Genomic DNA, 21270 nt, shown 5'->3' on the forward strand with positions numbered 1-21270 from the left:
GCTGACTCCTGTCACAGAAAGGCATCCGGTTCGCTACGCAGAACCCGATCCCAATAAGGTTGAAAACTGAACCAGCCACCAAACTCGGTACCGACCTGACGCGCGGTGTGGCGCGCTACCTCCGGCGGAATCAGCCGTGGCGTGCCGGCGGCTTCGGCCAGTAACTGGGCATGGGCGGCGTTGTCCATGGCGATAAAGCGCCAGACCGCCGCCTCGACCGTCTCCCCCACCGTCAGCAGGCCGTGGTTCTGCAGGATCAACGCCTTGTGCCGGCCCAGCGTGCGGGCGATCCGCGCGCCTTCGCGGCTCTCCAGCACCACGCCGGAAAAGCTGTCGAACAGCGCATGCTTTTCGTAGAAGGCACAGGCGTCCTGGGTCAGCGGGTCGAGCAGGCGGCCCAGGCTCGACCAGGCCTTGCCGTGCAGCGAGTGGGCATGGGCCGCCGCCACCACATCCGGCCGGGCTTCGTGCAAGGCCGCATGAATGGCGAAAGCCGCCAGGTTCAGGGCACCCTCGCCTTCGACGACCGCGCCGTGGGGATCGACCAGCAGCAGGTCGGACATGCGGATATGGCCGAAATACACCCCCACCGGATTGACCCAGAAATGATCGTGGCGCTCGGGATCGCGCACGGTGATATGCCCGGCCCCACCCATGTCGAAGCCGAGCCAGGCAAAGACCCTGAACGCCGCCGCCAGACTCTTCTTGCGTTGCAGTCGTTCCAGTTCGAAGGTCGGTTGCTGTGGCGGATGCTCCCAGCGAAACACCGTCTGGCCGTCCCGGGGCAAACCATAGACACGCGGCGCCTGTCTGGGCGATTCAATAGCCACGTTCGACCTCCACGCGGTTTTCCAGGGGCAGGCCCATGGCGTCCCGCTCCAGGTTGCGCAACAACAAGCGGGCAAGATTCAGGTAGACCCGGGGTGAGTTGGCGCTGGTATGCGGTGACAGGCGGATACGCGGATGCCCATAGAAGCCATGGCCCTCGGGCAGCGGTTCGGGGTCGCTGACATCGAGACTGGCCAGGCTCAGTTGCCCGCGCTCCAGCGCCTCCAGCAAGGCCTCCTGGTCGAGCAAGGCGCCACGGGCGATATTGATCAGGTGCAACCCCGGCTTGGCCGAACCAAGGACATCGCGGTCGATGATCCTGTGTGTCCGGGCGGTCAGCGGTACCGCCAGCAGTAGATGATCGGCACGGCCGAACAGCTCGTGCAGATCGGCCACCGCCTGCACGCCGGGAACCTCGAAAGGCGCCGCCGAACGCCGCAGCGCCAGCACCTCCATCCCCAAAGCCAGTGCCTTCGGGGCCAATGCCTGGGCGATGCTGCCGAAACCGAACAGCCCCAGGGTAGCGCCGGCCACCGAGGCCAGCGGGCGTTGCTGCCAGTGCGCCGCGTCCCTGATCCAGACATCCGGCAACTGCTTGGCCGCGCCGAAGATCGCCGCCAGGGCAAACTCGGCGATGCTCTCGGCGGTCACCCCACGGGCACTCGCCACGGGCAAGCTGTCGAACAGCCAGCGAGGAAAATAGTCGAGACCGGACGTCACCAGTTGCACGAAACGCAGGCCGAACGGCCAGCCCGGAGGCGCTTGTGGCGCAGCATGAAATTCGGCATGGGGCGCCGCCAGCAGCACCCGGATATCCGCCGGCAGATCGCGGGGCAGCCCGCGCGGCAGCTCCAGCACGTCCACGCCCCGGGCGCGCAAGCGGGCATTGAAATCGGCGTCCAGCTGACTGGCGATGCGTACGCCGCTCACACCTGGCCTCCACGGGCCGGCAAGGCAAACGCAGCCCGCCCGACCGCGGCAAGAATCGCATCGTTCTGCGGGGTATGAATGCGGCTGCACAACACATCGCGGTAATGCCGCTCAAGCGGATTGCCCCGAGCCAGGCCGGGATTGCCGATGGCTTCGATACCCAGTTCCACGGCACTGATGGCGTTGCCGGTGACCAGGTACTTGATCTGGGTCGCTTCACTCGCGGCGATCCGTCCTTCGGCGGCGGCATCGAGCAGCACGCGGTTGGTCAGCAACAACGAATCGATGCGACCGATCAACTCATGGAAACGCGGCAGGCTCGACAGGGGGGCGCCGAGGTTGGCCGGGGTCCGTTCGGCGAGCCAGGTCACCAGCCAGTCCCGCGCCGAGCGTGCCACGCCGTCATAGATCGACGACAACAGCACCGCCAGCCAGAGCACGCCACTGCTGTCCAGCTCGGAAGGGCGCGGCACACCGGCGGGCTGGATATCCACGGCGAACTCACTGGCGACGAAGACATCCTCGAACACCACATCGTGGCTGCCCGTAGCGCGCATGCCCAGGTGATCCCAGGTCTCCTCGATACGGATGCCCGGGGTATCGCGGTGCACCAGCCAGGTGCCGACCCGCGGTTCGGACTCATCGCTGCGGGCCCAGACCGACAGCCAGGTCAGGCCCGGGATACCGGTGGAGTAGATCTTGCGGCCATCGAGTCGCCAACCGCCTTCGACCCGCCGCGCCACGGTACCGGGCAGGCCGCCCCGGGCCGGAGTACCGAGGTCCGGTTCGACCCGCAGGGCATTGATCAGCGCGCCCTGCTCCACCGCTTCACGGGCCAGCTGCACCCGCAGGTGGCGGGGCCAGGCCTGGTTGCCTTGCAGGCGGGTGTGCTGGAGGTATTGCATCACCAGCACCAGCGCGGTCGAAGGTTCGCCCCGGGCCACCGCGCCGATCACCCGCCGCGCCTGGGCCAGGGTCGCTTCGCTGCCGCCGAGAAATCGCGGTACCGTCAGCGCCAGCAGGCCATGCTCATGCAGGCGATGCAGGTTGGCGTGGGGGAATTCGCTGTGCTTGTCGTAATAGGCCGCGGTGCCGGCGAACTCCTCGCTGAGCTGTTCCAGCAGGTCGGCGAATGCCGGAGAATCCAGGTCCGGGCGCTGTCCGGCGGTGATGGGAGGCGATTGCACGGTGGTCAGGCTCATCGGTGGGCGATCCTGCTGAGGAAGTGAAGGCGACCGTCTTCGACGGCCGGAGGTTGTTCGACCCCGAGCCGTTCCAGCAACCGCGCACGCAGGTTGTGGAAGGCCGGGTTGGCCACCTGGCGCGGACGCGGCAGGCGGATCGGAATCTGTTCGGCGATGCGCCCGTTGGCCAGGACTACCACCCTGTCGGCCAGCAATACCGCCTCGTCGACATCGTGGGTCACCAGCAGCACCGCCGGTTCGTGTACCCGCCACAGGTCGATGATCAACTGGTGCATGCGAATCCGCGTCAGCGCATCGAGGGCGGCGAACGGCTCGTCGAGCAGCAACAGTTGCGGTTCGCGGACCAGCGCCCGGGCCAGCGCCACGCGCTGGGCTTCGCCGCCGGACAAGGTGTGCGGCCAGGCGTCGACCCGATGGGCCAAGCCCACTTCGGCGAGCGCCGCCAGCGCCCGGGCCCTGGGTTCCTCACCGCGCAGGCCGAGGGCGACATTGCGCCAGGCACGTTTCCACGGCATCAACCGCGGCTCCTGAAACACCGCCGCCAGCGGCTCGGGTACCGTCAACCGGCCTTCGTCGATCCGGTCCAGGCCGGCCAGGGCACGGAGCAAGGTGGTCTTGCCCGAGCCGCTGCTGCCGAGCAGGGCGACGAACTCACCGGGGGCGATGTCCAGGTCGAGGCCATCGAGAACCGCCTGGCCAGCGAAACGGCGGCTGACCTGGCGGCACTCGACGGCCGGGCGCGGGGAACGTGAAAGGGGCAGAGTCATGGTCTGTTCCTGATAAAGGACGGGCGCCAGGCCAGGGCGAAGCGCTCCAGCAAACGCACCAGGCTGTCGATGCCCAGGCCCAGCACGCTGTAGATCAGCAGGCAGATCACGATCACATCGGTACGCATGAAGTCCCGGGCATCATTGACCAGGTAACCGATACCGGCGCTGGCGTTGATCTGCTCGACCACCACCAGGCCCAGCCAGCTCAGGCCGAAGGCATAACGCAGGCCGACGAAAAACGCCGGCAAGGCACCGGGCAGGATCACGTGCCAGATCCGCTCCCGGCGGGACAGGCCGAGCAAGGTCGCCGCTTCCAGCAACTTGGGATCGAGGCTGCGGATGCCGGAGAACAGCGTGAGGTAGACAGGAAACGTGGTGCCCAGGGCAATCAGGGCGATCTTGGGTGTCTCGCCGACCCCGAACCAGAGGATGAACAGCGGCACGATGGCGAGAAAAGGCAAGGTGCGCAGCATCTGCACGGGCGAGTCGATCACCAGCTCGCCGCGACGGGACAGGCCGGAAAGCAAGGCCAGCACGGTGCCGATGCTGATGCCGATAGCCAGCCCGCCCAGCGCCCGTTGCAGGGACACCCAGAGGTGACGACCGAGTTCGCCGCTGCCGAGCATTTGCCAGAGGGTACCGCCGATGGTGCTCGGCGCGGCGATGATCCGGGTCGGCAGCCACCCCGTGCGCGAGGCCAGCTCCCAGAGGAGCAACAGCACCAGCGGACTGATCAGGCGTACCGCCAGTTCATGCCAACCCTGCCAGAGGACAAGGGCCCGCAGTCCGGATCGTGGGGAAACAAGGTCTTGCGCGGGCATGCTGACGTCCTGTTCTGTAGCGCGTGGAGGACCATGCTAACTACATAAAAAACGTCCGTGAAATTCGCTTTGGTTCTAATCTAATATACAAAAATTGCATTTATCAAAATTATTATTATGCAAACAACACCTTTTTATCATCCCCTGTGGCGAGCGGGCTTGCCCGCTCGCCACATCGATTGCCGTAGTCTGTTCGGTGCCTCAGCCTTCAAGATTTACCCACCCGCTGCGCCACCATCTCGCCAAACACGCTCACCGGCTCCTGCAGGTTGCCGAGGAAACGCGGGTGGATCAGCCACAGGTCGATCACCGGCTTGAAGTCCGTCACCGGCACGATCTCCAGCTTGTCCCGATGGCTGCTGTTCTCCAGCAACGGCGACGGCACCAGGCCGTAGCCCAGGCCATTGGCGATCAGCCCCAGTTGCAGTTCGGTGCCAAAGGTTTCCAGGTTGATCTGCAACGACAACCCCTGCGCGCTCAAGGCCCGCTGCAGGCCAGCGCGGAAGCCGCAGCCGTCGGGGTTGAGCACCCAGCCGCGCTGGTAGAGATCGGCCAGCTTGTAGGCACGTCGGGTGACCTCGCCCTTCGCCGCGACCACCACCAGGTTCATGCTGCCCAGGGAACGCCCGACCACGCCCTCGGGAAACACCTTGCCCGCCGGAAACAGCGCCGCCACCACATCCAGCTCGCCGTTCTCGACCTTGCCCAGCAAATGGCTGCCCCAGCCCGTGGCGACCGAGGTCTGCAGTTGCGGGTAGCGGTTTTTCAGGTGACTCAGGGCATCGAGCAGCACCACATCGCCGATGGTCTGTGGCACACCGATACGCAGGGCACCGCTCGGCGCACCATCGTTGGCCACCAGTTCGCTCAAGGCATCGATGGTACGCAGCACCTCCAGGCACTGACCGTAGACCCGCAGGCCCATGCTGGTGGGTTTCAGCGGCTTGGTGTTGCGATCCAGCAGTTCCACCCCCAGCGCTTCCTCGAAGTTCTGTACGCGCCGGGTGATGGCCGGCTGGGTCAGTTGCAGCGAATCGGCGGCCTGGCTGATGGTCTGGCAACGGATTACCGCCACGAATGCATTGATATCATCTATCTTCATTCTTTATTCGCATAATAAATAACTGGAAAAATGTCTGGAAAGAATAATACCTTTTAGCTCACTCGTGTAGTTCACATCGTGACTGACTGTCCACGGAGGGCGCTCATGCCCCAGCAAGTCCAGAGCATTGCTTCAACGCAACCGACGCCGAACCTGGGGCGATTGCGCCGGTTCATCCAGCAACTGGCCGATCTGCTGGCCGCTCAACCCGACGAGCCGCACCTGCTGGAACACGGCAGCCGGCTCCTGCGGCAGTTGGTCGAGCACGACGACTGGCTGCCCGAGGACTTCGCCCGACCCGATCCTCAGCGCTACCAGCAGTTCCTGTTGCACGCCGATTCGCGCCAGCAGTTTTCCATCGTCAGTTTTGTCTGGGGACCGGGGCAGCAGACGCCGATCCACGATCATAGGGTCTGGGGCCTGATCGGCATGCTGCGCGGCGCCGAATATTCCCAGGGCTTCACCCGCGACACCGACGGCAGCCTGCGGGAAGCGGGCACGGCGATCCGCCTCGAACCGGGCCAGGTCGAGGCGGTGTCGCCACGTATCGGTGATATCCATCGGGTGTCCAATGCGTTCGACGACCGGGTGTCCATCAGTGTCCATGTCTACGGCGGCAATATCGGCGCGGTGAAACGCGCGGTGTACAGCCTCGACGGCGGTGAAAAAAGCTTTATCTCCGGCTACTCCAACAGCCTGCTACCTAACCTCTGGGACCTGTCGAAGGAGCCCCCGCAATGACCGAACCCCGTACCCGCCGTTACCAGGATATTCGCCAGGCCCTGCTCGCCCGCGAGGAACTGGCCTTGCTCGATGTGCGCGAAGAAGCGCCGTTTGCCGAGTCCCACCCGCTGTTCGCGGCCAATATCGCGCTGTCGAAACTGGAACTGGAGGCTTACGCGCGGATTCCCCGTCGCAACACCCCGGTGACGCTCTATGACAACGGCGAAGGCCTGGCGTCGCGGGCCGCCGAGGTGCTGCGCAACCTGGGCTACAGCGATGTCGCCCTGCTCGACGGTGGGCTGGCCGGCTGGCAGGAGGACGGCGGCGAACTGTTCAAGGACGTCAACGTGCCGAGCAAGTCGTTCGGCGAACTGGTGGAATCCGAGCGCCATACGCCATCGCTGGCCGCCGAAGAGGTCCAGGCCCTGCTGGATGCCGAGGTCGACCTGGTGGTACTCGACGCCCGGCGCTTCGACGAATACCAGACCATGAGCATCCCTGGCGGCATCAGCGTACCCGGTGCCGAACTGGTCCTGCGGATCCGCGAGCTGGCGCCCGATCCCGGCACCCGGGTTATCGTCAATTGCGCCGGGCGCACCCGCAGCATCATCGGCACCCAGTCGCTGGTCAACGCGGGGATTGCCAACCCGGTCGCCGCCCTGCGCAACGGTACCATCGGCTGGACCCTGGCCGGCCAGGCGCTGGAGCACGGGCAGGCGCGACGTTTTGCCGAAGTCGGCACGGACAACCACCAGGCCGCCCGGCAATCGGCCCGCGCCGTGGCCGATCGTGCCGATGTCGGTCGGACCAGCCTCGCCGAATTGCGTCAATGGCAAGCCGAACATGGGCGCACCACCTACCTGTTCGATGTGCGCACCCCGGAAGAATTCGAGGTCGGTCACCTGCCTGGCGCCCGCTCCACCCCGGGTGGGCAACTGGTGCAGGAGACCGATCACTTCGCCAGCGTCCGCGGTGCCCGGCTGGTGCTGGTGGACGACGATGGCGTGCGGGCCAACATGAGCGCTTCGTGGCTGGCACAGATGGGTTGGCAGGTGAAGGTGCTGGACGGCCTGGTGCCGACCGACTTCAGTGAATCAGGTCCCTGGCAGGCACCATTGCCGCCCCGCCCCGAAGCGCCGACGGTGGATGCCGCGACCCTGGCCGGCTGGTTACGGGAGCCCGGCACCCAGGTGCTGGATTTCACCGCCAGTGCCAACCATGTGCAACGGCATATCCCCGGCGCCTGGTGGGCATTGCGCAGCCAACTGGCCGAGGCGCTGAAACGGATTCCCGCGGCGCAACGCTATGTACTGACCTGCGGCAGCAGCCTGCTGGCCGGTTACGCCGTCGCCCAGGTCCAGGCACTGACCGCCCGGCCCGTGTTCCTGCTGGCCGGGGGCACGGCGGCCTGGATCGCCGCCGGTCTGCCGGTGGAAGCCGGTGAACAACGTCTGGCCTCGCCGCGTATCGACCGTTATCGTCGCCCTTATGAAGGCACCGACAATCCGCGTGAAGCCATGCAGGGTTACCTGGACTGGGAATACGGCCTGGTGGCGCAACTGGGGCGGGACGGGACCCACGGTTTCTTTGTGATCTGACCCACCACCACCACCACCCGATCGTTCCCACGCTCCGCGTGGGAATGCCTCACCGGACGCTCCGCGTCCGCTTCAAGGTGACGCAGAGCGTCACGGGCTGCATGCCCACGCAGAGCGTGGGAACGATCGGCCCCAGGTTTATTTCAAACGAGACAAATAGCAATAATTCTCGATATCATTCACGACATCTCCCGTTACCACCCGAAGTCGTGAAGGATCCCCATGTCTCGTCCCAAGCCCGACCCCCTGTCGGCTGAAACCTTTCGCGGGTTCTATGCGGATATCCTGCATTTCCTGCGCAAACGCACGGACAACGCCAGCGACGCGGCGGACATGACCCAGGACGTCTTCACCCAGTGGCTGGACTACGACCACCAGGCCAAGGTCGAGCAGCCACGGGCCTTCCTGTTCCAGATGGCACGCAATCTGCTGCGCGATCACTGGCGCAAGCAGAAGGTCCGGCAAGCGGTGCACAGCGAACAAAGCGACCCGGAGCAGGAGCCCGTGAGCGACGACCGCAATGATCCGTTGGCGGCCACCCAGCGCCTGCAACGACTCGAACAGCTGAAACAGGTACTCGGCGAACTCTCGCCTCGGCGCCGAGAAGCCCTTATGCTTGCCCGTTTCGAGGGCCTTAGCCAGGCCCGGATCGCTGAACGCATGGGGATTTCCGTCAGCATGGTGGAAAAACATATCGCCTTTGCCTTGCTGCACTGCAAGCAGCGACTGGATCAGGACCATGGCAAGGAGCAGCCAGAATGACCCGCGTCACCGATATCGAGTTCGATGAGAACAGCATCGACGCCCAGGCCGCCAGCTGGTTTGCGCGCAATCGCAACGAGCAGGACCAGGCCGCCGACAAGGCCTTCGAGGCGTGGCGGGCAACCCCTGCCCACGCCAGGGCCTATGCCGAATTCGAAGCACTGTGGGCCGACCTCGCCGAACTCCAGCAGTTGAACAAGCCGGTGCCGCTGGCGCCACGCCGCACCAGCCCCTGGCGTCCGGCCCTGGCCGTGGCGGCCGCGCTGGTCTGTGCCGTATTGACCAGCAGCCTCGGTGCGCCGAACACGCCCTACCGTCATCAGGTCGCGGCCCATGCCGAAGGCACCCGTACCCTGAAGCTGCCGGACGGCAGCACCCTATACGTGAATGCCAACACCCGCCTGCGTATCAATTTCCGCGCCCTGCAACGGGATATCTACCTGGACCAGGGCCAGTTGTACCTGGAGGTCGCCGCCGACAAGGAACGCCCGCTCTGGGTGCACGCCGGCAATGCCCGGGTGCGCGTAGTCGGCACCGCATTCGATGTGCGCCGCGGCCAGAAGCAACTGGTGGTCAGCGTCGCCCATGGCCAGGTCGCCTTCGAGCCCGAGGGCGATCCGAACAACGCCACCCTGCTCGAAGCCCGCCAGCGCGGGATCTACGACTATGCCAAAGGCACCGTGCAGCAACAGGCGCTGAGCGCCGAAGAGGTCGCCGACTGGCGCAGCGGCCACCTGACCTTTCGCAACCGCGAACTGGCCAGCCTGATCGACGAACTGAATCTCTACCGCAGCAAGCCGGTGCAACTGGCCGACGGCCCGCTGGCGCACTACAAGGTGTCCGGCAGTCTCGATGCCAAGGACCCCGATGCCCTGCTCAACGCCCTGCCCGCCCTGATCCCGGTGAAAACCGTGGGCCTGGACGACGGCGAAGTCAGGATCGAAAACCGCAAATAACCTCATTTGCGAATATTTTTCATTCGCACATGAGGTTTTATTTCACTGCCGCGTCTTCCTCCCCGATTGCGTTCTGAACGAACGCCTTTTTGGCCTTTGGCCACATCGGGGGATTCAATGTTTCGCGCTGCTCATGAGCTGTTCCACACCTGTTCCCGTCCCACACTGATCGCCGCCTGCCTGACCGTCAGCCTCCAGGCCACGGCCGCCGACTCGGTGATGCTGAACCTGCCGGCCCAGTCCCTGGCGACGTCCCTCAGCCAGGTCGCACAGAAGACCCGCATCCAGTTGCTGTTCGACGAGGAGCAGTTGCGCAGCACCCAGGCCCGTGCGCTGGAAGGTCGGTTCACCGCGCAGGAAGCCATTGTCCTGCTGCTCAAGAACGGCGGCTTCAAACTGATCCAGGTCGGCAACACCTTCGTCGTGCGCAAGATCGAGCTCGAGCCTGAACCCGCTCCCGGCAACAGCGCCATCCAGTTGGGCGCGGTGAGCATCCTCGGCGACGGCAAGGAAGTGAACGCCAGCACCGTCGGTCGTTCGACCCTGACCCAGGACGATATCGAGCGCAACCAGCCCAGCAACATTCCCGCGCTGCTCGGTACCCTGCCCGGCATCAGCATGGGCGGCTCGATGAAACCCGGTGGCCAGACCATCAATATCTGGGGCCTGGGCGATGCCGAAGATGTGCCGCTGACCGTCGATGGCGCCACCAAGAGCAGCTTCGAACGCTATCAGCAGGGCACCATCTTCATCGAGCCGGAGCTGATCAAGAGCATCGAGGTGGAAAAAGGCCCGCACTCGCCGGAGACCGGCAACGGCGGCTTCGGCGGCACCGTGCATATGGAGACCAAGGACGCCCCGGACCTGCTGGAAAAGGGTCGCAACAGCGGCGCCATGGTCAAGTACGGCTACGCCAGCAACAACCACGAGCAGACCTACAGCGGCGCCGCCTATGGCCGCACCGATGACGGCAAGGCCGATGCCCTGGTGTTCCTGACCCAGCGTGACGGCGGCGACATGAAACTGGCCGCCACCCCGCCCGATCCCAACAACCAGTACCCGATCAATCCCAAGCGCCTGCCCAACAGCGCCCAGGACCTGGACGCGATGCTGCTCAAGCTGAACCTGAACATCACCGACGAACAGACCCTCAAGCTGTCCTACTCGCGCTCCCACAGCGAGCGTTGGGCACCCTTTTCATCGCAGAGCTACCCGACGCCGCCCACCGCGTCGAACATCAAGCAGTACGGTTACGAAGGTGCCCTCAAGCGCTTCCTCGCCGACCGCGACACCGTCGACACCACCTGGTCGGGCAAGTATGAATACAAGCCCTCGGACAACCCGTGGGTGGACCTGCAGGTGAAGTACTCCGAGTCCGACACCGACCAGACCGACGAGCGCGACGCTACCGCGTTCTTCCAGCTGGCCACCGGTGGACGCAAGATGGACACCGAGTACAAGGACCGTGAACTGGAGGTGAAGAACACCAGCCTGTTCGACACCGGCGTCCTGCAACACGCCCTGACCGCCGGCGTGCAGATCCGCAAGCACGCCCGGGAAACCGAGATGTGGATGCCCGGCAATACCTACAACACACCGAAGTACAACTACGGGCATTTCCAGCCAGCCTTCATGCCCCACGGCAAGGTCGACGCCAATGCCTTCTTTATCGAGGATGCCGTGACCCTGGGGGACTTCACGCTGACGCCGTCACTGCGTTATGACCACGTGCGCAACCGTGGCGAGGCCAACGATGCGCCTTACTACTCGAACCCCGATCCGGCCATCGGCCATGACTACAGCGACCGCACCTACACCGGCTGGTCGCCACGTCTGGCGGCCTTCTGGCGAGTGACCCCGACCCAGGGCCTGTTCGCCAACTACAGCAAGACCTGGCGCGCCCCGGTGATCGACGAACAATACGAAGTCCAGGGACTGGGCAGCCGTACCGCCACCAGTGTCGACCTTGACCCCGAGCGCATCACCGCGCTGCGCTTCGGCACCATCAGCAACTTCTCCAAGCTGCTGTCGGACAACGACGACCTGATGGTCCGCACGACGTTCCTGCACAACCGGATCGAGGACGAGATCTTCAAGGCCACGGGGGTCGGCTGCGAGAACCAGGCGGTCAACGGCGGCACCATCAGCAGCGCCTGCCCGTCGGGCGCGATGTCCAACTACCGCAATATCGGTGGCATGACCATCAAGGGTTTCGAGGTCGAAAGCTACTACGACTCGGCTTATGTATTCGGGCAGTTGTCCTACAGCTACCTCACCGGCAAGCGCGACAACCCCTACACCAACCCGTGGGGCTCATCGGTCTGGGCCCGGGATATTCCGCCGGCCAAGTGGGTGGTGATGCTCGGTACCAAGATTCCGAGCCTGGATGCGCGGGTCGGCTGGCAGGGCATCTATGTGCGCAAGACCGACCGCCTGCCCAGCGACAAGTACAGCAGCGGCCCGGGCAGCAGTGTCGGCGACGCCTTCTACGACCAGTACGCGAACGACAGCTATGTGGTGCAGAGCCTGTTCGCCCAGTGGAAACCGCAGCAGCGCTACCTGAAGGGCACCGAGGTCAACGTCACGGTGGATAACCTGATGAACCGCAACTATCGCCCGGAACTGAGCGGCGACCGCGCCTACAGCGAGGGGCGCAACCTCAAGGTCAGCCTGACGCGGTTTTTCTGAGGACCGTCAGTTCCGCTACCTGGGCCCTGCGCTGACTCAGGTAACGGGTACAGGCAACCCGCAGGAAGGAGGCGAAATTCACCACCTCGCCGCGATAGTCCATCACTTCTTCGTGGAGCCGGGTGATCATCTGGTTGGTGGTCACACCTTCCGCGTCGGCGATCTCGCTGAGGATGTCCCAGAACTGGTTCTCCAGGCGCAGGGTAGTGACCACACCACCGATGCGCAGCGACCGGGACCGCGACTCGTAGAGAATCGGATCGGCTTTGACGTAGAGCTCGCACATGACCGCAGCCTCGCTTACAAGATGATTTTGGTGCCCAGCAGGCCCAGGAACGCCGCCAGCCAGCTCGGGTGCGCCGGCCAGGCCGGGGCCGTGGCCAGGTTGCCCTGGACATGGGCCTGGGTCACCTCGATATCGATGTAGCGACCGCCGGCCAGGCGCACTTCCGGGGCACAGGCCGGATAGGCACTGCACTCGCGACCGTCGAGGATACCCGCCGCCGCCAGCAATTGCGCGCCATGGCACACCGCGGCGATCGGTTTGCCAGCCTGGTCGAAAGCCTGTACCAGTTGCAGCACCTTGTCGTTCAGGCGCAGGTACTCGGGCGCGCGGCCGCCGGGAATCAGCAAACCATCGTAGTCGGCGGCATCGACCTGGGCGAAATCGAAGTTCAGGGCAAACAGATGACCGGGCTTCTCGCTGTAGGTCTGGTCACCCTCGAAGTCGTGGATCGCGGTGCGTACGGTCTGGCCGGCGATCTTGTCCGGACACACTGCATGCACCTGGTGACCGACCATCAGCAGGGCCTGGAACGGCACCATCACTTCGTAATCTTCGACGTAGTCGCCGACCAGCATCAGAATCTTTTTCGCGGCCATGGGGTGAACTCCTCTGGGTGAACGCTTGGGCAGACAAGAGTAGTCAAGGTAGACCCTCTGCACGCCGGCGGGTAATCGCCGGCTACTACGAACACAACGGGGCGACAAACTGTACGGACAACTTTCTGCCCAGCTGTAACAGCGCGTCGTCGGACCTTTATGGCTAGATGACAGTTCCTGTTTCCCTGAATTCCCGGCCTACTACTTATGTCCTCCCGTGAAAACACCGGCATGCTCCTCGGCCTGCTGGGCGTGGTGATCTTCAGCCTGACCCTGCCCTTCACCCGTATCGTGGTGCAGGAAATCAACCCGCTGCTCAACGGCCTCGGCCGCGCCCTGGTCGCGGCCATCCCGGCGGCGGCCCTGCTGCTGTGGCGCAAGGAAAAGTGGCCGACCTGGAGCCAGTTCAAGGGCCTGTGGCTGGTGATCGCCGGCGTGATCCTCGGTTTTCCGGTGCTTTCGGCCTGGGCCATGCAGACCCTGCCGGCCTCCCACGGCGCCCTGGTCAATGGCCTGCAACCCTTGTGCGTGGCGTTGTACGCAGCCTGGTTGTCTCACGAACGGCCGTCACGGGCCTTCTGGGCCTGCGCCGCCCTGGGCAGCGCGCTGGTGCTGGGTTATGCCTTGATCAGCGGCGCCGGCAGTATCCAGGCCGGCGACCTGTTGATGCTCGGGGCGATCGCCGTCGGCGGCCTCGGTTATGCCGAAGGCGGGCGCCTGGCCCGGGAGATGGGGGGCTGGCAGGTGATCTGCTGGGCGCTGGTGCTGTCGGTGCCGGTGTTGATCGGCCCGGTGCTGTACCTGGCCTGGCAACACCAGGGGCCCATTTCCAGCAAGGCCTGGTGGGCCTTCGGCTACGTGGCGATGTTTTCGCAGTTCCTCGGCTTTTTTGCCTGGTACGCCGGACTTGCCCTGGGCGGTATCGCCCGGGTCAGCCAGATCCAGCTGCTGCAGATTTTCTTCACCATCGCCTTTTCAGCGCTGTTCTTCGGCGAACACGTCGAGCCGATTACCTGGCTGTTTGCCGGGGGCGTGATCGTCACCGTGATCCTCGGGCGCAGGACCAGTGTCCGCCCGGCGCAACCGGGCAGCCTGCCGCCGGGGGTTCAGCTCAAGTAGCCGTCGGCCCGCAGCAGGGTTTCCAGGCAGTGCTCCCGGATGGCGTAGAACGCCTTGAGTTCCTCGATTTTTGCCAGCAGTGGCGCCGGATCCTGCGATTCGGCGCGCTTGACCGCGAGGATCATCTTGTTCTTGTTGGTGTGCTCCAGGGAGATGAACTCGAAGACCTTGGTCTCGTAGCCGCAGGCTTCGAGGAACAGCGCCCGCAGGCTGTCGGTGACCATCTCCGCCTGCTGCCCCAGGTGCAGGCCGTATTGCAGCATCGGCTTGAGCAACGCCGGGCTCTGGATCTGCAGGCGGATCTGCTTGTGGCAGCACGGCGAGCACATGATGATCGCCGCGCCGGAACGGATGCCCGTGTGGATCGCATAGTCGGTGGCGATATCGCAGGCATGCAGGGCGATCATCACGTCCAGCTCGCTCGGTGCCACACTGCGCACATCACCGCACTTGAACAGCAGCCCCGGATGATCCAGGCGTGCGGCGGCCGCGTTGCACAGGGTCACCATGTCCTCACGCAACTCGACACCGGTCACCTGCCCTTCGGCTTCCAGGGTGTTGCACAGGTAGTCATGGATGGCAAAGGTCAGGTAGCCCTTGCCCGAGCCGAAATCCGCCACCCGCACCGGTTGGTCCAGCCTGATCGGTGAACTGCCCAGGGCATGGGAAAACACTTCGATGAACTTGTTGATCTGCTTCCATTTGCGCGACATGGCCGGGATCAACTCGTGCTGCCTGTTGGTCACGCCGAGGTCGGTCAGGAACGGCCGGCTGAGCTCCAGGTAGCGGTTCTTCTCCCGGTTGTGCTCGCTGGACGGCACCTCCCGCGCCTGCTGGGTCTTGCCCTTGAACAGGGTGCTCTTGCCCTTCTTGCTGTATTCGAGCTGCACTTCATCGGTCAGCGACAGCAGGTGGGCGTTCTTGAACGACGCCGGCAATAACCCGGCAATGGCCGCGACACCGTCGGCCAGGGAGAAATTCTTGGTGATATCGCGGGTCTTGTAGCGGTAGACAAAGGACAGGCACGGCTGGTCCTTGACCGTCAGCTGCTTGATGATCAACCGCTGCAGGTCCGCCTCGGTGCCCACGTACCTGGCCAGTACCAGCTTGATAAAGGCGTTTTGCGCCAGGCTGGTTTCGAGCAACTCGATAAAGCGGGCGTGATGGTCCGGCACGGACTGGGCTGGAGTTGCAGTAGCTGACATGGAAAAAGCGCCTCGGGCGTGCGGAAGTCGGATCGGAGGAATGGCGGGCATTTTAGGCGGGATGGGACGCCGGGGCACGGGGTTATTTCGTCATTCATCCGATTCCCGGGCACAGGCGCCCCGCGACAACTTGACGTTGCGCAGAACCGACTAGAATTAACAGCTTCTGGTCATGGACGCTCGGCGCTTCATGGCTTTCGCCCACCGAACCGATAGCGACCTCAGAAGCAGCAAGGGCTACGCAAGTTTCAGACGCGGCATTTTCCCCGGCAGCAAACCTGCTGACTGAGTGGTTTTGAGAAAAAACTGATCAGGTGTCCGTCATGAGCAAAACCGTCCAGCCCCCTGCGTCGTTGAGCAGCAACGCCGCGCGTACCCTGTCGACCACCACCAAATCGATTCCGCAAAGCCAGGAGACCACGACCCGTTGGCTGTTGAACCGGCTGCCCTGGGTCCAGGCGAGCGGGGGTGTCTATCGGGTCACCCGGCGCCGGGTGCTCGCCGACCACGAGGGCCCGACCAACCCGTACGCCGAGGCCCTGATCGAACTGGCCTCCGGAGCCGCCGAAGGCCAGGCGCTGCCCCGGACCTTCGCCGATTACGACCCGACACCGCGCGAGTACGCGCTCAGTTCGACCCAGACCATCCTGCAGATTCCGGTACGCGTCGCCGACCTCTACAACGACCCACAGAACCAGACCGAACAACAGTTGCGGCTGGTCATCGAGGCGATCCGTGAACGCCAGGAGCGCGAACTGCTGCACAACCACGAATTCGGCCTGCTGCACAATGTCGCCGAGTCCCAGCGCCTGGCCACCCGCAGCGGACCGCCAACCCCCGATGACCTGGATGAACTGCTGTGCCGGCGGCGGCAGACCCATTTCCTGCTGGCCTCACCCCAGGCCATCGCCGCCTTCGGCCGCCAATGCAGCCAGCGCGGCCTGTCCCTGGACAGCGTCGAACTCGAAGGCCATCGGGTTCCGGGCTGGCGTGGCGTGCCGCTGCTGCCCTGCACCAAGATGTCGGACGGCGTGAACAAGACCACCTCGATCCTCGCGGTACGCACCGGGGAAGACAATGGCGGGGTCATCGGCCTGCACCAGACCGGTCTGCCGGACGAGTACCAGCCGAGTCTGTCGGTGCGTTTCATGGGCATCAACGACAGTGCGCAGATCGCCTACCTGGTCACCGCGTATTACTCGGTGGCGGTGCTGCTGCCCGATGCGCTGGGTGTGCTCGAAGGGGTCGAGGTCGGCCACTACACCGACTGATCCCGGCCCCTCACGCCCTCCCGAACAGGAGCCCGTCGATGCAACCCTTCGCCCTGCCCGAGTTCTACATGCCCTACGGGGCACGGTTCAATCCCCATGCTGCCAGTGCCCAGCGACACACCCGCGCCTGGGCGCGGCAGATGGGCATGCTCGACAGCCCCGCCGTGGCCAACGGGCCGGTCATCTGGGACCTGGCCGCACTGGACGCCCATGACTATCCGACGATGTGCGCCTATACCCATCCGGACTGCGACAGCCAGGAACTGGAGCTGATTACCGACTGGTATGTCTGGGTGTTCTTCTTCGACGACCATTTTCTCGAAGCCTACAAGCGCAACCGTGACAGTGTGGCGGCCCGCCAGCATCTCGATCGCCTGGCGCAGTTCATGCCCGCCGTCGCCACCGCGTCCCCACCACTGCCGGTCAACGGTGTCGAGCGCGGGCTCGCCGACCTCTGGCCGCGCACCCTACCGGGCATGCCCGAAGACTGGATAAGGCGCTTTCGCGAACACACCCACGACCTGCTGGAAGCCTCGATGTGGGAGTTGATGAATATCAACGAAGGGCGGGTCGCCAATCCCATCGAGTACCTGGAGATGCGCCGCAAGGTCGGCGGCGCGCCCTGGTCGGCCACCCTCGTCGAACACGCCAACCGCACGCCGGTCCCACCACGGATCGCCGAGACCAGAGCGATGCAGGTGCTGCGCGACACTTTTGCCGACGGCGTGCACCTGCGCAACGACCTGTTCTCCTACCAGCGCGAGGTCCAGGAGGAAGGCGAACTGTCGAACTGCGTACTGGTGGCGGAACGCTTCCTGGACATCGACACGCAAAAAGCCGCCGGGATCACCAACGATCTGCTGACCTCGCGCCTGCGACACTTCGAGAAAACCGCGGTGCTGGACCTGCCCCGGCTGTTCGACGACCTCGGCCTTGACCAGGCGGAGCGCGCGGATACGCTGGTCTACACCAAGGGCCTGGTGGACTGGCAGTCCGGCGGGCATGCCTGGCACATGCGCTCCAGCCGCTACATGAAGGCGCATCGCTCGGCACTCGTCCCCGGCAAACCGTCAGGCCTGGGCACCAGCGCGACTCGCCTGGTCGGGCATGCCACGGGCGGGGCCAGGCCTAGGCGCAGCCTCGATGCATTGCACCGGACGGTGATCCCGTGCCAACTGCCGGCGGTCCATATGCCGTTCGAGGTCCGTTGCAGTCCGCATCTGGAAAGCGCGCGCCACGGTTTGCGCGAATGGGCCAGGCAGGTCGGCATCATCGATGCGCGCGCCGGGCTCGGCGTCTGGGACGAACGCCGCTTCGAAGCCGCCGACACCGCCTTGTGCGCCGCCCTGATGTGTCCCGATGCCCCGCTTGCGGAAGTCGACATGGCCGGGCGCTGGCTCAACTGGGGCACCTATGCCGACGATTACTTTCCCGCGGTCTTCGGCCGCAACCGCGACCTGCGGGCGGCCACGGCCCAGGTGAGACGCCTGTGCCAGTGCATGCCGCTGCCGGGCATGACGCCCTTGCAGACCGGCAACCCGCTGGAAGCCGGACTGGCCAGCCTGTGGTCGCTCAGCGCGCCGAACATGTCGGCCCGCCTGTTGCGGGAACTGCGCCGCTACGTCGTGGAAATGCTCGAAAGCTGGTTATGGGAACTGGATAACCAGTTCAACCTGCGCCTGCCCGACCCGATCGACTACATCGAGATGCGGCGACGCACCTTCGGCGGCGACCTGACCACCGGGCTGACCTACCTGAGCCTGCTGGCCCGGGGGCCCGAGCTCGACGAGAAGATTTTCCGCAGCAGCCCGCTGCGCCAGTTGATCCATTGCACCGTCGACAGCGTCACCCTGACCAACGACATCATCTCCTATCGCAAGGAAATCGAGGTCGAAGGCGAGCTGAACAATTTTGTGCTGATCCTCCAGCAGTTCCTCGACCTCGATCTGCAACCGGCCATGGACCGGGTCGGGCAACTCAGGGACGCACGTATCCGCCAGTTCGAGCATATCGTCGCCCTGGAACTGCCGGTGCTCTTCGAAGAGTTCAGCCTGGATGCCGACGGACGCCGGCTGATCCTGGACTACGCACAACGTCTGCAAGACTATATCGCCGGCGTCGTGCAGTGGCATCAGACCGTCAGCCGCTACCGCGACCCACGGCCTTACAACCTGCCGCTGCCAGGCTGGATGCGCACCCGCGCGCCGGCGTTCAAGCCGGCGTCGTCGGAGATCAGCCCAGCAGCACCAGGCGGTTGGGCAACTCGTTGCGCACCTGGGTCACCGGTACGTGGGTCCTGAGCAGTTCGCCACAGGACTGGATGCAGGTGACAAAACCCGCCAGGGTCTGGCCCTGCCTGACCTGCTCGGTGAACGCCTTGACGATGGGGTCCCAGGCACTGTTGTCCAGCCGCCGGGAAATACCCTCGTCCACCAGGATTTCCACATAACGCTCGGCCTCGCTGACAAAGATCAGCACGCCGGTACTGCCGACGGTGTGGTGCAGGTTCTGTTCGAGAAACTGCCGCCGCGCCAGGCCCGACGCCCGCCAGTGCCGCACCGAGCGGGGGATCATCCGGCTGGTGATCGACGGGATGCGAAACAGCAGGCACAGCAGGATAAAGCTGCTCCACTGCACCGCCAGCAGGGTATGGCTGTTGAGCCAGCCGAAAACGAAGTTGACGATCCCCGGTACCAGCAGCGCCAACAGGCTGGCCCACAGCAGCGGGATATAGGCGTAGTCGTCGGCGCGGCTGGCCAGTACCGTCACCAGTTCCGCATCGGTCTGCTGCTCGACCCGCGCAATCGCTTCGGCGACCTGGCGTTGTTCGTATTCACTGAGTAAGGCCATGGTTGTGCATGCTCTCTCGTTATTATGTTTTTTTACCAACTGCCCGATGATCCGCCGCCACCGAAACTGCCGCCGCCACCGCTGAAACCACCACCGGAACGTCCGCCGCCACTGCCGCCGATACCTCCCGAGCCACCGCCCCTGGGGCCATAGCCCATCAGTTGCATGATCGCGCAGATCAGCACGAAGAGAACCATCAGGAAGCCGATCAATACCGGGTGCCGCGAACCGAAATCCCCCGCCGACTCGGTTTTCTGCGCAGGAGGACTGCCGAGCACATCGAGTATCGCGCCGACCCCGGCACTGATGCCGCTGGACACATGGCCGCGCTTGAACTGCGGCACGATCAACTGGTTGATGATCAGCGCGGACCGGGCATCGGTCAGGCGATCCTCCAGGCCATAACCCACTTCAATGCGCACCTTGCGCTCGTCGCGGGCGACGATCAGCAGTGCACCGTTGTTGCGGTCCTTCTGGCCGATTCCCCAATAACGCCCCAACTGGTAGCCGTAGTCCTCGATGGTGGTGCCTTGCAGATTGGGCAAGGTGACCACCACCACCTGCTCGCCCGTGGCCTTTTCATGGGCCTGCAATGCCTGGTTCAAGCTTTCGCGCACCGGCGCGTCGATTATCCGGGCGTTATCGACCACACGCCCGGTCAGTTCGGGAAACTGCAAATCGGCCCTGGCCGTCAGTGCCAGCGCGCAGAGCAACAGCCACAGGGCACCTTTGAAAATACGCATGCCTACCTCGTCCGTGATGACGCAGGGATAAGTCCTGCCACGCACCCGCGCGGCAAGGCCTATCGAGTGATCAGAACTTCACCTGCGGCGCCTTGTCGGCGTCCTGGGCGGTCGCTTCGAAGGTCGGGCGCAGCGGCAGGTCGCTGTACATCAGGCTGTGCCAGAGACGACCGGGAAAGGTGCGGATCTCGGTGTTGTACTTCTCCACGCTGAGGATAAAGTCACGCCGCGCCACGCTGATACGGTTTTCCGTGCCTTCCAGTTGGGACTGCAGGGCGAGGAAGTTCTGGTTCGACTTCAGGTCAGGATAACGCTCCGAGACCACCATCAGCCGGCTGAGGGCGCCGGTCAGCTGGCCCTGGGCCTCCTGGTACTGCTTGAGCTTCTCGGGATTGTCCAGGGTGCTGGCGTCGACCTGGATCGAGGTGGCCCTGGAGCGCGCCTCGATGACCGCGGTCAGGGTTTCCTGCTCCTGTTTCGCATAGCCCTTGACCGTTTCCACCAGGTTCGGGATCAGGTCCGCACGTCGCTGGTACTGGTTCTGCACCTGGGCCCAGTTGGCCTTCACCTGTTCGTCGTAGGTGGGAATATTGTTGATGCCGCAGCCGGCCAGCAAAGTGGCCAGCAAGGCCAGGACGGCGAATCTCCAGCTCGAACGGAAGCCCGGTTGTGCCTGCATGCTCGAAACGCTCCTTGAAACGATAAAAAGGGAGAAATCCTAGGATTTTTCGCACCGGGGGCTGAGGCATAATCCGCCGCTGCCACTGGAATGTATGAAGCCAATCAGCTAAAAGATGCCCAGCGCGAAAAACAGTTC

At 64.4% G+C, this 21270-nt stretch carries 20 protein-coding genes; 8 read left to right on the forward strand and 12 right to left on the reverse strand.

What is annotated here, in order from left to right:
• Positions 1–11: 11 nt before the first annotated feature.
• The 6 genes from HX851_RS37800 to HX851_RS37825 form a co-directional block, all read right to left on the reverse strand.
• Entirely contained in the window at positions 12–830 is an 819-nt protein-coding gene (locus HX851_RS37800; RefSeq protein ID WP_368670250.1) for a class II aldolase/adducin family protein, read from the reverse strand.
• Positions 820–1758 carry a D-isomer specific 2-hydroxyacid dehydrogenase family protein gene (locus tag HX851_RS37805; protein WP_177057261.1) on the reverse strand — a complete coding sequence of 313 codons (939 nt, stop codon included), beginning with the start codon at positions 1756–1758 and terminating at the stop codon, positions 820–822. Before HX851_RS37805 ends, HX851_RS37800 begins: the two co-directional genes overlap by 11 nt.
• A complete protein-coding gene (locus HX851_RS37810) occupies positions 1755–2960 on the reverse strand; it encodes an acyl-CoA dehydrogenase family protein (protein ID WP_177057262.1) in 1206 nt (401 codons plus the stop codon). The genes HX851_RS37805 and HX851_RS37810 overlap by 4 nt, the downstream gene beginning before the upstream one ends.
• Positions 2957–3730, reverse strand: a complete 774-nt coding sequence (locus HX851_RS37815; protein ID WP_177057263.1) for an ABC transporter ATP-binding protein — start codon at positions 3728–3730, stop codon at positions 2957–2959. Before HX851_RS37815 ends, HX851_RS37810 begins: the two co-directional genes overlap by 4 nt.
• A complete protein-coding gene (locus HX851_RS37820) occupies positions 3727–4554 on the reverse strand; it encodes an ABC transporter permease (protein WP_177064678.1) in 828 nt (275 codons plus the stop codon). The genes HX851_RS37815 and HX851_RS37820 overlap by 4 nt, the downstream gene beginning before the upstream one ends.
• A 208-nt stretch (positions 4555–4762) precedes the next feature.
• A complete protein-coding gene (locus HX851_RS37825; protein ID WP_177057265.1) occupies positions 4763–5656 on the reverse strand; it encodes a LysR family transcriptional regulator in 894 nt (297 codons plus the stop codon).
• 105 nt (positions 5657–5761) lie between these two features.
• On the opposite strand from HX851_RS37825, the gene HX851_RS37830 reads away from it, so the two are divergent.
• From HX851_RS37830 to HX851_RS37850, 5 genes are all read left to right on the forward strand, one after another.
• Positions 5762–6397 (forward strand): cysteine dioxygenase family protein, encoded by a 636-nt coding sequence (locus HX851_RS37830; RefSeq protein ID WP_177057266.1) that lies wholly within the window; start codon positions 5762–5764, stop codon positions 6395–6397.
• Positions 6394–7977 carry a rhodanese homology domain-containing protein gene (locus tag HX851_RS37835; RefSeq protein WP_177057267.1) on the forward strand — a complete coding sequence of 528 codons (1584 nt, stop codon included), beginning with the start codon at positions 6394–6396 and terminating at the stop codon, positions 7975–7977. The genes HX851_RS37830 and HX851_RS37835 overlap by 4 nt, the downstream gene beginning before the upstream one ends.
• Positions 7978–8199: 222 nt before the next feature.
• Positions 8200–8739, forward strand: a complete 540-nt coding sequence (locus HX851_RS37840) for an RNA polymerase sigma factor (RefSeq protein WP_177057268.1) — start codon at positions 8200–8202, stop codon at positions 8737–8739.
• Positions 8736–9695: a FecR family protein gene (locus tag HX851_RS37845; protein ID WP_177064676.1), complete on the forward strand. Its 960-nt coding sequence runs from the start codon at positions 8736–8738 to the stop codon at positions 9693–9695. Before HX851_RS37840 ends, HX851_RS37845 begins: the two co-directional genes overlap by 4 nt.
• Positions 9696–9812: 117 nt before the next feature.
• Positions 9813–12383, forward strand: a complete 2571-nt coding sequence (locus HX851_RS37850; protein ID WP_177064674.1) for a TonB-dependent receptor — start codon at positions 9813–9815, stop codon at positions 12381–12383.
• On the opposite strand, the gene HX851_RS37855 is transcribed toward HX851_RS37850, so the two are convergent.
• Both HX851_RS37855 and HX851_RS37860 read right to left on the reverse strand, forming a co-directional pair.
• On the reverse strand, positions 12361–12669 hold the full coding sequence (locus HX851_RS37855; RefSeq protein WP_177057271.1) for a ribbon-helix-helix domain-containing protein: 309 nt from the start codon (positions 12667–12669) through the stop codon (positions 12361–12363). The two genes, HX851_RS37850 and HX851_RS37855, sit on opposite strands and share 23 nt — an antisense overlap.
• Before the next feature lie 14 nt (positions 12670–12683).
• The gene (locus tag HX851_RS37860) at positions 12684–13265 is read right to left on the reverse strand and encodes a DJ-1/PfpI family protein (protein ID WP_017126609.1); all 582 of its coding nucleotides are present in this window, start codon (positions 13263–13265) and stop codon (positions 12684–12686) included.
• A 207-nt stretch (positions 13266–13472) separates the two neighbouring features.
• Here HX851_RS37860 and HX851_RS37865 point away from each other — a divergent pair, with 207 nt between their 5' ends.
• Positions 13473–14384 carry a DMT family transporter gene (locus HX851_RS37865; protein WP_177057272.1) on the forward strand — a complete coding sequence of 304 codons (912 nt, stop codon included), beginning with the start codon at positions 13473–13475 and terminating at the stop codon, positions 14382–14384.
• Here HX851_RS37865 and HX851_RS37870 read toward each other — a convergent pair.
• Complete coding sequence (locus tag HX851_RS37870) at positions 14372–15589, reverse strand: class I SAM-dependent methyltransferase (protein ID WP_177064672.1); 1218 nt, start codon at positions 15587–15589, stop codon at positions 14372–14374. The genes HX851_RS37865 and HX851_RS37870 overlap by 13 nt on opposite strands.
• A gap of 323 nt (positions 15590–15912) precedes the next feature.
• On the opposite strand from HX851_RS37870, the gene HX851_RS37875 reads away from it, so the two are divergent.
• Both HX851_RS37875 and HX851_RS37880 read left to right on the forward strand, forming a co-directional pair.
• Positions 15913–16860, forward strand: a complete 948-nt coding sequence (locus HX851_RS37875) for a family 2B encapsulin nanocompartment shell protein (RefSeq protein ID WP_177064670.1) — start codon at positions 15913–15915, stop codon at positions 16858–16860.
• 38 nt (positions 16861–16898) lie between these two features.
• Positions 16899–19160 carry a terpene synthase family protein gene (locus HX851_RS37880; RefSeq protein ID WP_177064668.1) on the forward strand — a complete coding sequence of 754 codons (2262 nt, stop codon included), beginning with the start codon at positions 16899–16901 and terminating at the stop codon, positions 19158–19160.
• On the opposite strand, the gene HX851_RS37885 is transcribed toward HX851_RS37880, so the two are convergent.
• From HX851_RS37885 to HX851_RS37895, 3 genes are all read right to left on the reverse strand, one after another.
• Complete coding sequence (locus HX851_RS37885; RefSeq protein WP_177057276.1) at positions 19093–19710, reverse strand: TPM domain-containing protein; 618 nt, start codon at positions 19708–19710, stop codon at positions 19093–19095. The genes HX851_RS37880 and HX851_RS37885 overlap by 68 nt on opposite strands.
• A gap of 32 nt (positions 19711–19742) precedes the next feature.
• Positions 19743–20453: a TPM domain-containing protein gene (locus HX851_RS37890; RefSeq protein WP_177057277.1), complete on the reverse strand. Its 711-nt coding sequence runs from the start codon at positions 20451–20453 to the stop codon at positions 19743–19745.
• A 70-nt stretch (positions 20454–20523) separates the two neighbouring features.
• Positions 20524–21132 (reverse strand): LemA family protein, encoded by a 609-nt coding sequence (locus HX851_RS37895; protein ID WP_017126617.1) that lies wholly within the window; start codon positions 21130–21132, stop codon positions 20524–20526.
• Positions 21133–21270 lie beyond the last annotated feature (138 nt).

Origin of the sequence: Pseudomonas gingeri (genome assembly GCF_013385635.1) — a bacterium.
In the GTDB taxonomy this organism is placed as follows: domain Bacteria; phylum Pseudomonadota; class Gammaproteobacteria; order Pseudomonadales; family Pseudomonadaceae; genus Aquipseudomonas; species Aquipseudomonas gingeri_A.

Bases quoted from the DNA above. Each gene is read 5' to 3' on its own strand.
- HX851_RS37810 (WP_177057262.1), bottom strand. From the start codon at position 2,960: ATGAGCCTGACCACCGTGCAATCGCCTCCCATCACCGCCGGACAGCGC.
- HX851_RS37815 (WP_177057263.1), bottom strand. From the start codon at position 3,730: ATGACTCTGCCCCTTTCACGTTCCCCGCGCCCGGCCGTCGAGTGCCGC.
- HX851_RS37820 (WP_177064678.1), bottom strand. From the start codon at position 4,554: ATGCCCGCGCAAGACCTTGTTTCCCCACGATCCGGACTGCGGGCCCTT.
- HX851_RS37825 (WP_177057265.1), bottom strand. From the start codon at position 5,656: ATGAAGATAGATGATATCAATGCATTCGTGGCGGTAATCCGTTGCCAG.
- HX851_RS37830 (WP_177057266.1), top strand. From the start codon at position 5,762: ATGCCCCAGCAAGTCCAGAGCATTGCTTCAACGCAACCGACGCCGAAC.
- HX851_RS37835 (WP_177057267.1), top strand. From the start codon at position 6,394: ATGACCGAACCCCGTACCCGCCGTTACCAGGATATTCGCCAGGCCCTG.
- HX851_RS37840 (WP_177057268.1), top strand. From the start codon at position 8,200: ATGTCTCGTCCCAAGCCCGACCCCCTGTCGGCTGAAACCTTTCGCGGG.
- HX851_RS37845 (WP_177064676.1), top strand. From the start codon at position 8,736: ATGACCCGCGTCACCGATATCGAGTTCGATGAGAACAGCATCGACGCC.
- HX851_RS37850 (WP_177064674.1), top strand. From the start codon at position 9,813: ATGTTTCGCGCTGCTCATGAGCTGTTCCACACCTGTTCCCGTCCCACA.
- HX851_RS37855 (WP_177057271.1), bottom strand. From the start codon at position 12,669: ATGTGCGAGCTCTACGTCAAAGCCGATCCGATTCTCTACGAGTCGCGG.
- HX851_RS37860 (WP_017126609.1), bottom strand. From the start codon at position 13,265: ATGGCCGCGAAAAAGATTCTGATGCTGGTCGGCGACTACGTCGAAGAT.
- HX851_RS37865 (WP_177057272.1), top strand. From the start codon at position 13,473: ATGTCCTCCCGTGAAAACACCGGCATGCTCCTCGGCCTGCTGGGCGTG.
- HX851_RS37870 (WP_177064672.1), bottom strand. From the start codon at position 15,589: ATGTCAGCTACTGCAACTCCAGCCCAGTCCGTGCCGGACCATCACGCC.
- HX851_RS37875 (WP_177064670.1), top strand. From the start codon at position 15,913: ATGAGCAAAACCGTCCAGCCCCCTGCGTCGTTGAGCAGCAACGCCGCG.
- HX851_RS37880 (WP_177064668.1), top strand. From the start codon at position 16,899: ATGCAACCCTTCGCCCTGCCCGAGTTCTACATGCCCTACGGGGCACGG.
- HX851_RS37885 (WP_177057276.1), bottom strand. From the start codon at position 19,710: ATGGCCTTACTCAGTGAATACGAACAACGCCAGGTCGCCGAAGCGATT.
- HX851_RS37890 (WP_177057277.1), bottom strand. From the start codon at position 20,453: ATGCGTATTTTCAAAGGTGCCCTGTGGCTGTTGCTCTGCGCGCTGGCA.
- HX851_RS37895 (WP_017126617.1), bottom strand. From the start codon at position 21,132: ATGCAGGCACAACCGGGCTTCCGTTCGAGCTGGAGATTCGCCGTCCTG.